Raw genomic sequence first — 13,591 nt, forward strand, 5'->3', positions numbered from 1 at the left:
CTTAAAAAAGCAAATTTTGGATATTACGGGAATTAGGTGCAAGTCCTAGGCTGTCCCAGCAACTGTAATGCTGATGAACACTATAAAAATCCATTGAGATAAAGATCTTGAGAAGGAATAGTAAGTAAAATGAAGCTAAGCCAGTAGACCGATCTAAAAATTTACAAACCAATTATCAATACGATAATTATTATCCCTGGGGTTTGGATAATTAATTGTTTACTAGTAGTTAAAATGAAGGTTGATTTTCTAACCAAAACCTACTAATTAATAATTATTCAAAACGCTCCAAAAGCGTTTTTTTAGTTGTTAAGAACTCATAATTAAAGGAGAACAATATGAATAAAACTAATAAAAAAAATTGAGTAATGTGGTTAATAATTGCCCTTGCGAGTATTATTTTTAGTGCTTCGGTAATCTTAAACATTACATATTTGCCAAAGTATTTTGCATTAAAAAATCGGGTTGATAATACTTTAAAAATAAAAATTAATGCCTACGATGCGACAAAACCGGTCCATGAAATGTTGTTTAGTTCCAACTATGAATCAACAATGTTAACATTAGGAGATTTAATGCAAAATTATCCTGATAGCTTTGCGGTTATTGCCAGTGGTTCTTTAGGACATTGGCTAGAAGGAGTTAATACTAACAAAGGATGAATTAAAAAAACAGCTCATGATTCTGAATATTGAGCAATTACCAGTCCCACAAATTCAAAATGTAAGGGTAATACTGATCCTAAAAGTAATATTTCTGATATTTGTGGGGTAGGGATTGATGATTTATTCTTGAAAAATAATGATGTTTTTAATTTAATGTTAGTTACACAATAAAATTATGAAAAATTTTTGAGGTAAACTAAAAACAAAATTTTTGTTTCATAAGCGTCCTTATACTATTAAAACTTTAATTCAAATTTGCTTAATTCCAATTTATGCGGCGTTAGTTTTTGCGTTAAAAGAAGCAATGGCTTTTTTACCAAACATTGAACCAGTGACATTATTAATTTTATTTGCTGGAGTTTATTTTCCTTTTTATATGAGTTTTAGTATTAGTCTAATTTTTTGCTTTCTTGATGGTTTATACTGGGGTTTTAATTTAAGTTGGTTTTTACCATACTTAATTATTTGGCCACTTTTAGCGGTTATTGGGCGAGTTTGTCGTCCGGTAATTCTCAAATGATGGTGAACATTTATTATTATTGCTGGTCTTTTTGGGTTATTATTTGGTTTTGTTTTTGCTGTTATTAACTGACTAGTAGTGGTCATCATTGGTAACCAAATTAACGGGGGGCAAAGTTTTGCCTTAATTGCCTGATGATTAAACGGATTATCTTATGATGGTATTCACTGTGCGGGAAATATTATGATGGCCGGGGTTTTATTTTATCCTTTAACCAGACTATGAGTTAACCATCTCCAATATTATTTATTTTATGAAGATGATAAACGCATTATTTCCTATAATATTTTTTCCAAAAAAACCCAAGCAAAATTAGAGACGACTTCATCATTTGAAATGAAACCATTAGAACCATTAAGCGAAAACGAAAAAATACAAGAGAGGTAGTTACATTTAAGAATGAAAAAATTATTAACAATATTTACGAGTCTAACTTTATTAACCACTATTACAACACCATTGGTGGGGTGTTTAAATAATCAAACAAACAATCAACAATATCAAGAACCTGCCTGAGTAAAAACTTTTGCGAAAGTGGTTAGTCAAAACAAAGAAGCAGTCAGAGTAGCATATGAAAATTATTATGTTGATACCAATACCAAATCAATTTGGGATCAGCATGATTATTTAGATATTGCAAAAAATAATAATCTTTTTATTTATTTACAAGCAGCTAATAATTTAACAGAAGCTACGCAGTATTTACAATTAATTGATACTTCTGATATGGGGATGACAACAAAAGGAAAAGAACCAATAATTTTTGATAGTAATTTTGAAAGTAACCAGTTTATTACCCAAGATACTTCGGTAGGTGGAGCTGCATTAATGGCCTACCAAAAATTTGATGATATTTTAAATAGTAGTAAGGCAAAAACAACTTGAGGTGATAAGAACCGTGAAAGTTTTATTAAATTTGGTTCAATGTCAAAATACCAAGGTGACGACCGAGCAACTTGATGAAATTCAAACCACTGAGAAAAATTACTATCAACTGAAAAAAATATCCCAGATTTAAAAAATAACCCAAATGTTTATTCAGAATTAGATTTATATAACCAGTGAGCAGCGGGTAATCCGGGCATGAATGTGCCGCTAAGTGTAGTAGCAAAGGGATTGTTTAAATTACATGCAACAACTCAAAAGCATGTCTATCGTTTGGAAGTTAATTCAAATGAATATTGGATTAATAATAATGGGGAAGTAGTTACTTATTCATTACCTCACTGGGGATTTATGTTTCGAATTTATGATACTCCTAATCAACAAGCATGAACGAAAGATCATTTAGCTTTTTCGTCACCTCAATTGCCAATTATTAATAAAGAAATGTTTAAATATCAAGACATTAAAGATTATTTATTACAATCAGATTATTTATCATTTAATGACCAAGAAACCACAAAATTTAAAGATAATAAAATTATGGCTAGTTAACGTCATATCATAACATTCGGAAAAATATCCGCACGAATGTTTGCAAAGGAGAATTAAGATGAAAAATTTACTAACAATAATGTCAAGTTTAACATTAATTACAACCCCAATAATTTCGCAAGTCGGAAATATCCAAAATGCAACACCGCAGGAGCTATTAACACCGGGGGTTGATAATAATTATCAGATTGATGCTAATTGGGATTTTAGTTCCGCTATCCCTAGCAATAATGAAACCATTACTATTAATGCTTATGTTGACTGATCACAATGAGATCCAGCAAAACCCCAACAAACATTAGCAACAATTACAACTAAAATTGATAAAACCTTATTACAAGATGATAATACTTTAGGTAATCTAATGAATTATTTAAATAATTATTATCCAACAATTACTGCTGGTATCAAAGCACCTTTTAAAATTAATCCGGAGGTAACCCAATATGGGCGAGTTTTAGAAGGAATTTATGATTGGAATAAATCAGTTCAGGATTATTTAACTGGTTGAAAAGAGTCATATTGATCATTAAATAGTCCCACTAATCCATTTTGTGCTGAGCAGCCAAATAATTATTGTACCAGAGGAATTGATGGTTTAGAATTACAGCAAAATGACACATTTGATTTGTATTTTGTAAGATTAGTTTAAATTATATTATATATAGTAAATTATTAATTTATTTTTATTATCACTACCTTATTAACCATAAATATGGTAGTGATAATATTTATCCTAATAATAGAAATATATTTTTATTTTTTGTTATTTTTTAAAAAAATATGTAATAATAAAATTATAAGAAAAATTAAGGAGATATATAATTATGAATAAGTTATTGATTATTTTAGGAACATTAACATTAGGTGGTACCCCAGCGGTGGGGGCTTTAACAGGACAATTAAATTCTGCAAGTTTTACCTCAACAAATAATGTGAAGTTAGTTAATAAGACTAACTTAAATGATATGAAAATTAATCCAACTACTATTGAACTAAATAGTAATGAAGTTGATGATATTACGACTCATGTGTGAACTACAATGTTAAATTCATATCCTACTTATGAAGAATTTTGGGTTGATTTATTAACAAATCCAGAGCGCTTTATTATTAAAGATGCTAAATTTGAAATGCCAAATTTTGATTCATCAATTACATACAATATTTATATTATTGCGAAACCAACTGATGAAAAATATGAAGGAGTTGCTAATTTTAAAGTTATTTTAAAAAATACCGGAAAAATTGATATTAATGATTTTACTGAATTATTAAAAAATGGGATAACAGTTAAAGCAAAAACAACAAAGATTGCTTTTGGTACAACAAATGCAAATGCTTATAAAGAAGAAATTTTTAATAATTTAGATATTTTCTTAGCCGCATCACCGGAAGAAACAGGAAGTTTATTTATTGACAATATTAATAATATTGAAGTTATCGGTCTTGATAATCCAGTTACTAAAATTAATAACTATACCTTTAAATATCACATTAGATTAAATGTTGTCAAAGAGTCAGTTAATTTAGTACAAAATAGTTTTTTATCATTTGATTTAACTTTAGGAGTATTATATAAAAATTTAACATTTAATCCTAACTATTCTGAATCAGGAACGGCAACCGCCGATTGAAGTAGTTATGATTCATGAGCAAATTCAAATAAATATCGTAGTTGAAATACAATAGCCGATTTATCAAAATGATATGGCGAAGATTGAGAACGTTTTAAAACTGAATACTCAAATCTAATTATAAATTATAGTAATCTTGGCTATGATTGAAATTGATCATTAATTGCTGGTTCGCATAGTAATGAAAATTTAGCTCTTAATTTAAAAGATATTTCACCCACTGAAGAAGGGACAAAAATATCAGAACTTTCGTGAAGTGATTCTTCAGGAATGGCATATGCTAATATAACTTTAAAAATATGAATAAGAATTATTCCTGAAACAATGGAGCTTCAATTTCGAACTTATGGTTTTATGGAAATTAAGGTAATTTCAGCGCCGCTTGACCGAATTTCTGGAACAATGGCAATAAATAGTGTAAAATTTGAATAAGATAAAAAATTAGAAGGCCCACATGGTGTTTTCTAATTTTTTATTTTTTGAAAGGAACTTATTATAAATGAAGTTGGCAATTTTTCATTGAAAAATATTAGTAACATATTTATGATTATTAATAACATTCATTAGCACTAAAGTATATTTTATTCTTCAATTTTTACTAAATTTTTTGTTTTTACTAGGAATTAGCAGCATTATAGTGACCAAGAATGCGCTTGGAACTAATATTGCTTGAACTTATTTTTTATTATATTTTTGTTTTAATTTTGTGAGCGGAATTTATATTTGTTTAATAACATTAGCCCTTTTTAAAGATGAGGAACAAGATGGTACTAACTATTTAATTACTAGCACCCTAAAATATTCCAAATTAAATCTTTATTGTGCACGTTTTTTAGCAATTTTTATCATTACGTTTTCAACAATTATGATTAGTACAATTATTCCACTTCTATGTTGTTATGGCCTTGATGCTAATTATGGCAATTACTTTTTTACTAAATTTTATGGTTTTGTAGCTACAAGTATGATATTAATTATTTTCTTTTTTATATTAACATTATTATTAAGTTTTCTTTTTTCAGCTAAGGCAACAATTATTTGATTTATTTTAATATCATTAATTAGTTTTGGAATTAATTTTCTTATTGCTTTTGGGTTACAATATTCTGATTCCAATGGGCGTACCTCACCCTATATCCTAGCTTTAATTACTGCCAAACAGCGAAAACAATATAGCGAATATTACTATTTGAAAGAATTTAAAAATATTGTTACTAATTTAAATTTTCAAAAATATTATAATGTTCAAATTGATGCAACCCTGGCGAATAACCTATTTAAAATTAAAAATAAGTTTCCGTTTTTTCAAGATGCTATTTTTCAATATAATAATTCAACCCTAGGTTTCAACCAACTACTTATTTCTTGTCTTAATGCTCAAACAATTAGTGTTTGTGACCAGGTATTTAAAACTTTTCATGATGGGGAACTAACAATGAAACTAAGGTTTAGTCATCAGTTTTTAGATAATTCAATTTTTAAAAATATTTTAACAACTGATAGTTTAAATGCTAATTTAATTGTTCAACCTGCTTATTCTCAGCAAAAGTGAAGCCAGGAAGTTTCTAAATCAGTGAATGTTAATAATTTTAAAAATAATTATTTAAAAATGCTTGCTAATATTTTAGTAAATAATATTTATCATAATAACTATTTTTCTCCTCCTGCAATTAGTAAACTATTATCTTTTATAAAAATGAAGGAAGTAAATCCAAGCAATACGCTTGAAACATTAATTCCAATGTTTGCCAAGCAATTAAATGTCCCGTTGCAAAACGTTAATTATTTGATGAACTATTACCATAATAGTGCTGCTAAATACAAATATACTTTTGATGAAGAGATCATTAATGGTCAGGGGGCAGTGTGATATTATTTTTATCAAACTTTATCGAATTATTATTTAAATAACCTGTTAGAATTTGATAATGAAAATAGTTTTAATAATTGAGTTCAAGGCATCTTTATGTATAATGAAGTCTTTCGTTATCTTAATTATTTTGATATTCTTTACCATCCATACCAGTTATGAACTAGTAATTATGAATTTGAAAATGTTAATTTATCAAATCCAAGTGCCCAACTAACAAAATATCTTTCGCTAGCAGCTGGACAATTTTATTTGTTATTAAATGAAAAAATCTTACCTAATTTTTATCAAATTATTCAGAATGATCAGCCAAATATTATTCTAATCGTTAACCCATTTCAAATTTCCAATCATACCAATAAAGTGGCAATCTATTGTGTTTATTTAACATTAGCAATTAGTAGTTTATATTTAGGCTATTTATTTTTTAAAAGAAAGGATTTAGTTTAAATGCAACCAAATATTTTAATTAAATTAGTAGATGTTAAAAAACAATTTAAAAACAAAGAGGTTTTACACCAAATTAATTTTATTTTAGAAAAAGGTCAACTGCATGGATTAATTGGACCTAACGGTTCGGGAAAGACCACGATGATTAAATCGTTACTCAATGTTTTAAATATTAATCATGGGGAAGTTTATATTGCTGAACAAATTAAAGGAAAAATTGGCTATGTTCCGGAAGTGGCTAATTTTAAAAAAGGATTAACTTGTCAGCAATATTTGATAATGGTAGGTTTAATTAAAGGGATGAGCTATCAAGCAGCAAAAACAAGAACTTGGGAGTTGTTAAAAGAACTTGACTTAACTGCTGTTGCCAAGAAAAATCCCAATAAATTTTCAAGTGGATTAAAGAAAAAGTTATTAATTGCTAATATTTTATTTACTGATTGTGATGTTATTATTTTAGATGAACCTACCGATAATCTTGACCCTGATATGCGGTTATGAATTATTAAACTGATTAAAAAATTAAATGCCGAGGGAAAAACAATTTTAATTTGTACACATATTTTGTCAGAAGTAGAAGAACTATTAGATTCCTTAACAATTATTAAAGAAGGAAAAATTCTATATTCAGGAACTCGTCCCAAATTAATAAATCCTGTGTTGGAAATTAGTTTTTTAGATAGTACTTCTGAAAAAATCTTTCAGAACTATGCTCAGCAAAATAATCTTGCATATCAAAAAATAAATGATACCTGCATAATAACTCTTTCAGAACCAAAACAAATTTTTTTAGAAAAATTATATCAATTAAAAATTAAACCGTCTAAATTAAAAGAACATCATGAGACACTCTATGATTTATATAATAAATATATTAAATAACTAAAACTAGAAGGGAAGGGCATTTCAGATGAAATTACAACTTTTTAAAGTTTATTGTTGGTTATTATTTAAAAGTTTTGTTACAAAAATTTATCTTTTTTTTCAGATTGCTATTAACCTAATTTTTACCTTAGTTATTTTTGCTCTGGTGGCAAAAAATAGTTTAAATTTTAGTGATGCAGTTGCCCTGGGATATTTTATTTATTATTTAAGTTTTCTTGTTTTTACTGGTTTTTTTGTAGTGATGAAAAGCATTAATTTTTTTCAAGATGATATAACTGATAATACTAGTTATTTAACAACTTCAATAATGCGATATTCCCGACTAAATATTTTTCTTTCTAAATTTAGTGCCATTTTTATCATTACTTTTTTGACGATTATTATAAGTATAATTATCCCTTTATTATTTGGTTATCTTATTAATATTAATTATAGTAACTATTATTTTAATCGTTTTTATGGTTTTATCTTATTTAGTATAATTTTAATCATTACTTTTTTTAGTTTAACTATTTTCTTTAGTTATTTATTTTCCCCCGCATAATTATTTTATTATTTTTCCTTATTAATTTTTTTATTACAATTGGTAATATAATATGTTGTGTTTTTGTAACAACCCCCCTTAATGATGCGGGAATTGTTTCAAAATTATTACAAGATCAGAAAACTAAAACAACTTTCGAACAGCAGTATGGGAGTTATTTTGCAAAGTTTATTAGGGAATTAAATTTTACTAGTGATCTTTTTACTCCGATGTATGATTTCCCTTATTTTTAGAATCCATTATTATTTACTAAGATCCAATTTTTAGTTAATAATTCTCCAGAAGATTTTAATAATTTAATAACCCAATGTGCTAGTTCTCAAAGCCTCAATGGTTGTCAAAATATTGTTAAAATTATGCAACAACAAAAATTAGTTATTTCTTCCAGTCTAACTGCAAATTTCTTACATAGTAATAATCATCTTATTCAAACTTTAATAACAAATTTAAATCTAGGCGTATTATCTGATCATGTTGGACTGGTAAATGTTAGTCAACTTTATAATAATTATCAGTCGCTAATTACCAAAATGCCTGATCTGGCAATTAAAAATTTATTAAGCCGAATGTTAACATTCGATAATTTACAGCAAAAAAAATTCTTAAATAAAAATATTGTTAAGTTTCTTGAGATAGTGAAACCTAGTTCTAACTATAATTTGACATTTTGATCTTTAGCAGCCAACCAAGCTAATGTTCAGTTAAACAATCTAAGTTATTTAATTAACAATGTTTCTCTTAATGATTTTAGTTTAACAGGTTTTCTTGGGATTTTTACAGATTTAATTGTTTTATTAAATGAATATTATCACCAGGTAATTACTGTCCAAGATCAAAATTTAATTCATAAGGTTTATTATTATAATGATGTTATCAAATATACTAATTATTTTAATTTATTTTATCATCCGTATAAACTTTTAACACCCTTTATGAATGTTGAAGATCAGAGTAACCTTACAACTACTTTTTATAGTTTAGGTGATGTTCATATTCCTAATAATAATTATTTCAATTATATAGAAGTTCAAAAAAATGATGTTAATAATAATCGTTTAGTTCGAACCTTTTTAATAACAAATTCGTTTGTTTTAACAAGGAATATTAATTATGGAGTTTTAACTGGAGTTTATTTGGTTCTTATTTGTTGTCTATGAGGTTTGACATATTTGATATTTTATAAAAAAGATCTTGTTTAAAAAAAGCATTTTATAAATGCTTTTTTTATTTTAAAATTTCATATTTTTAATTAATTTCGTGAAAATAAAAAAAGAAACTTAATATCCATTAGTTAAATAGATATTGAGATGAAAGTTATGTAACTAAAGGAAATTAAAAAGGAAATTGATAATTTAAGTAAAAATGATTTGATTATTTTAGCAGAATTAATTCAAAAGAAAGTTAAAAATTACGATCAAATAACTTTAATTAATATATCAAATAATAAATTTAAAAAAGTTAAATGAAAAATGGTATTTATTTACCACAATGTAAAGGAAAATCAATCTACAAAAATTGAATTATTAATTAGTGATGTTGATGTAAATTTATTGATGAAAATAGAAAAGCATCAATATTTGAACAAAAAAATTATTAAACATAATTTAATTAATCATTTTCATAAAATTAATTAAAAATATATAAAATTTTCATAAATTTGAAATATTCAATAAATAATAAAATAAGTTTAAATGACTTAAAGAGCTATTTTTTTTCAATAACGTTTATTTTCATAAATGTGAAAACTATTGCTTTTTTTTAATACGATTAGATGTGAGAATAGCGGGACTGTGAATTTTTAGGTGTCTAATCTCAAAAAAGGGTATGTAAAAAACATTTAAGATAAAGCAAATGTTATTTTTTAGTTTTGTAATTTTAAGACTAAATAAAGAGAGGATATAAGAATAAATGAAGAAATTGTTGTCATTTTTAGGGGTAATTTGTTTAAGTTCTTCGGTAACTACTAATATTATTGCTTGTGGAGGATCACATCAGTCTGATGTTGAAAAACAACAAGTTAATTTTGAGGAACTCTTAACAAAGTTACAAAATCAAGTTGTTAGTTCTTTTGGCAAAACTGTTAATGAACGTAAGAATTTAATTACAGCTAGTACTCTTAGTAATTCTGAAATAACGGGTGGTAATATTGTTGACATAATTAAAAATACTGATGTTGGTAAGGAAGTTACTGATCAAAAAGTTAAGAAAACTATTTTTAATAATTTAAATAATATTGTTCAAGATATTAGTACAACTTTAATTGCTAATAAAGAATTTAGTGTGTTATTTGATAACTTGCCATCAAAAAATATTTTAACTTTAAATACTGAAACTTCTACTTTAACAAAACAAAATTTTGATGGACAAGGGATTATTGATGCTTTAGGAGAAAGTGGTAATGATACATTAAAAGAAGCATTAAAAAATATTAACCAGGATGCTTTAAAAGATGTTTACCATTTAGAAGTTAAATTAAACTTAAAATTGAGTTATCAAAAAGAAGGAAAATTAGAAACTTTAGATTTAAGTCTTAATAATTTTAATCTTTATATTGTGTACAATATTGCTGCCCTTAGTCAGTTAATTACAATTGCTTCTGATAATTTATCAAAATTTATTGCTAATTCAATTCAAGAAATTGATTTCACTAAATTAGATGCAAAACAATATCAAGAATTTTTAAAATTAGATAAAGCTTCTTTAACAAGTGACCCTAATTTTTTAAATACAAATGTTTTCAATATTTTAAAAAATACTATTTTTCATGACTTTAAAAATTTAAAGATAAATAGTTATAGCACTACTTTAAACAATGAATTTGGAAGTAATACACTTGATGATAGTAGTAATTATAATTTAAATAATTTATCATCATTAACAACACCAGAACTTTATTCATCACTTTCTAATACTTTAACTAAACAAGAGACAGATTTTATGAATAATTTGCAAAGTTTTCTGAAAAATGTTCCCGAAGGACAACAGGTTTTAGATGCTAATCGTATTTTTGGATATGGTAAATTTTCCTTAAATAATTGGCAGTTTAAAGATTTAGCATTAGAGCAAGTTGAAACTAACTTGATAATTAAAAAAACCTGAACAAGAGAAAAAAGTTGGGGTTATTTTGCCAAAGTGGCAGCTGATTTTTTAGCACAGAATTTTTTAGGAAATAAAATGTTTAGTTTTAGCACTGATCAATTAATTTTTAATATTAAAGATGATTTATTAGATAAAAAATCAGTTTATACTGAGCTAAGCAATATTAAAGGCAAATTAACTTTTAATAATTTATTAAGTATTTATCGAAATGTTTTTATTCATTACGAATCAGGAGTTACACTTGGCAGCGAACTGATTGATTTTTCTGAGGGCGGGTTAATGAACTTAGAATTGCCACTTACAACAGTTAATAATTTAGCAGGACCTACTTTTGATGATACAAATCATCTGATTAGTTATCAACTAATGGATAACAAGGCTGCTGAAAATTTAGTGTTTAGAATAAATGGTTATTGTTTAAAACTTTATCCATTCATTGGCAATGACCCAAATCAAATTAAGCAAATTAGTTTTATGTTTGCAAAAGAAAACTGATCAGATATGTTAGTTAGTAATTTACAAATTGCAACAATTGAAGAATTAATTGCCTAAAAGTTAACAACACAATTTAAATTAAAAAAAGAGAGACATATTAAAATGAAAAAATTATTATCTATTTTAGGAACAGTTACTTTATTAGGGGCGGGGACAACTAGTATTAGTGCTTGTCATATTTATCAAACTAATGAACAAAAAGATAATTCGATCGTTCCTGATGACAAAACAGATGAATTAGAAGATTTATTAGTAATGATTTCGAATGATATTACTAATAATTTAGGTGCAGTTGTTAATGAAAGCCAAAATTTATTTAGACTAGCAAATGTGGGAACCCCAGAGGTACCTTATTGAGAATTTAAGCAATTTTTAGAAGATTTAACTACTAAAAATCCTAACCATGCTGTTGAAATTCAAGAACAAAATAAGAAAAAATTAATTTTTAATTTGTTAACGCCAATTATTAAAAAAATTAATTATGAATTATCAACGAATAAAAAATATTTAGCATTATTTAATAATATTGAAAGTAATAATATATTAACAGTTAATTTTGATCGCACAACTTTTAATTTAATGCCATTTGATTTTAATGGGGTTATTCAGGCCTTAGGGAAAATTAAGAACCAAACCGTGTTAGCAGCAATTCAACAAGAATTAGATAAGTTTGGATCAGATAGGTTATACGATATTTATCGGGTGTTATGTTCTTTAAAGTTACAGTTAAATTATTTTAAAGATGGTCATTTAGAAACAATGGATATTAATTATGATAATTTAAATTTATATTTTTCTGCAAATAATTTAGATGATTTTAAACAACTACGTGAATTTATCATTGTAGCATTACAAGATTATTTTTCTTATAATGCAACAGAAATTGACTTAGCTAATTTAGATGATAAGTACCAAGAATTTAAAAAACTTAACCATGATAATTTTTCCGACCAAGATCAAGCATTTTTAAGTAATAATATTTTTCAAGTTTTACATGAAAAACTATTTGAAGGGTTAGAAAATTTTAAAGTTAATGATTATCATTTTGAATTAGAAGATGAGTTTTTGAAAGAAAGAGGTTATTCTTTCAAAGATGTTAATTTAACAACCATTAAAAAGGGCTGGCCAACTACCATTAAAAGTGAATGACAACATCTCTGCCAGGTTGAAGAAATTAATTTTATTAATCGAATAACTAAATTTTTAAAAAATAGTTATAATATTGATTTTAATAATATTCCAGATAATAATCGAATTTATGCGATCGGGCAGTTCTTCTTTAATAGTTTAGAATTTGAAGGATTTAACCTAGGAACTATTGCAATTAATCTAGTTTTGAAAAAAGCAGCGAGTCGGGAATTAAGTAGTAATTATTTTATTGAAATAATTTTGGATTATTTTAATAAGGACTATTTTAACCAGATGTTTGACTATCAACCTGATCAAGCGATTAATTTTTATTTAAAAGATAATTTATTGAATAATTTATCACTTTTTGAACAACTTCCTAGTCGATTAGGTTCATATGCATTTAATAATTTATTAAGTATCTATAATAATACTTTTACAGCTTATAAAACAGGTATAAAGGTTGGCAACACTAACATTGAGATTAATTCTGATCTTGGTGGAAAAATTCAATTTTTAGGTTATCAAGATGATGATTATAAAGATTTAAAATATGAAATTGATCAAGATAATCATCAGATAGTTTTTAAAAATATATATTTACCATATTCGTATTCACTAGGAGTTAAAGTAAATGGATACTTCTTACATTTTTACAGAACAGATTTAAGTTTTAAACCAATGACAGTTAACTTTAAGTTTAGTAATGATTATTGGAGAAAATTAGGTTTTTTACAACTTGATAATTCTTGAACAATTGATGATTTAATTAGAATTTAAAAAATTTATTAAGGGTAGTGTGGGGGGAGCAAAGTTATTTTAATTGCTAAAATAAGCAAAAACATTAATTTAAAGAAAGGA

11 protein-coding genes and 1 riboswitch are annotated in these 13,591 nt (G+C 25.9%); all 11 genes read left to right on the forward strand.

What is annotated here, in order from left to right:
• Position 1 precedes the first annotated feature (1 nt).
• Positions 2 to 171, forward strand: a riboswitch (cobalamin riboswitch).
• 167 nt (positions 172 to 338) lie between these two features.
• The 11 genes from SERIO_RS01995 to SERIO_RS02050 all read left to right on the forward strand — a co-directional run bounded on the left by SERIO_RS01995 (position 339) and on the right by SERIO_RS02050 (position 13,510).
• Positions 339 to 836 (forward strand): hypothetical protein, encoded by a 498-nt coding sequence (locus SERIO_RS01995; RefSeq protein WP_047791237.1) that lies wholly within the window; start codon positions 339 to 341, stop codon positions 834 to 836.
• A 4-nt stretch (positions 837 to 840) separates the two neighbouring features.
• Entirely contained in the window at positions 841 to 1,572 is a 732-nt protein-coding gene (locus SERIO_RS02000; protein ID WP_047791238.1) for a hypothetical protein, read from the forward strand.
• Between the two features lie 12 nt (positions 1,573 to 1,584).
• Complete coding sequence (locus tag SERIO_RS02005) at positions 1,585 to 2,622, forward strand: lipoprotein (protein WP_047791239.1); 1,038 nt, start codon at positions 1,585 to 1,587, stop codon at positions 2,620 to 2,622.
• 58 nt (positions 2,623 to 2,680) lie between these two features.
• Positions 2,681 to 3,274, forward strand: a complete 594-nt coding sequence (locus SERIO_RS02010; protein WP_047791240.1) for a hypothetical protein — start codon at positions 2,681 to 2,683, stop codon at positions 3,272 to 3,274.
• A gap of 175 nt (positions 3,275 to 3,449) precedes the next feature.
• Positions 3,450 to 4,691 (forward strand): hypothetical protein, encoded by a 1,242-nt coding sequence (locus SERIO_RS02015; RefSeq protein ID WP_047791241.1) that lies wholly within the window; start codon positions 3,450 to 3,452, stop codon positions 4,689 to 4,691.
• A 205-nt stretch (positions 4,692 to 4,896) separates the two neighbouring features.
• On the forward strand, positions 4,897 to 6,579 hold the full coding sequence (locus SERIO_RS02020) for a hypothetical protein (RefSeq protein WP_047791242.1): 1,683 nt from the start codon (positions 4,897 to 4,899) through the stop codon (positions 6,577 to 6,579).
• Positions 6,580 to 7,461, forward strand: a complete 882-nt coding sequence (locus SERIO_RS02025; protein ID WP_053040809.1) for an ABC transporter ATP-binding protein — start codon at positions 6,580 to 6,582, stop codon at positions 7,459 to 7,461.
• Between the two features lie 28 nt (positions 7,462 to 7,489).
• Entirely contained in the window at positions 7,490 to 8,008 is a 519-nt protein-coding gene (locus SERIO_RS02030; protein WP_047791243.1) for a hypothetical protein, read from the forward strand.
• A 356-nt stretch (positions 8,009 to 8,364) separates the two neighbouring features.
• On the forward strand, positions 8,365 to 9,207 hold the full coding sequence (locus SERIO_RS02035) for a hypothetical protein (protein WP_047791244.1): 843 nt from the start codon (positions 8,365 to 8,367) through the stop codon (positions 9,205 to 9,207).
• A gap of 709 nt (positions 9,208 to 9,916) precedes the next feature.
• Entirely contained in the window at positions 9,917 to 11,659 is a 1,743-nt protein-coding gene (locus SERIO_RS02045; RefSeq protein ID WP_047791246.1) for a lipoprotein, read from the forward strand.
• 45 nt (positions 11,660 to 11,704) lie between these two features.
• Complete coding sequence (locus tag SERIO_RS02050) at positions 11,705 to 13,510, forward strand: hypothetical protein (RefSeq protein WP_047791247.1); 1,806 nt, start codon at positions 11,705 to 11,707, stop codon at positions 13,508 to 13,510.
• Positions 13,511 to 13,591: the final 81 nt, after the last annotated feature.

It is taken from the genome of Spiroplasma eriocheiris, from assembly GCF_001029265.1.
In the GTDB taxonomy this organism is placed as follows: domain Bacteria; phylum Bacillota_I; class Bacilli_A; order Mycoplasmatales; family Mycoplasmataceae; genus Spiroplasma; species Spiroplasma eriocheiris.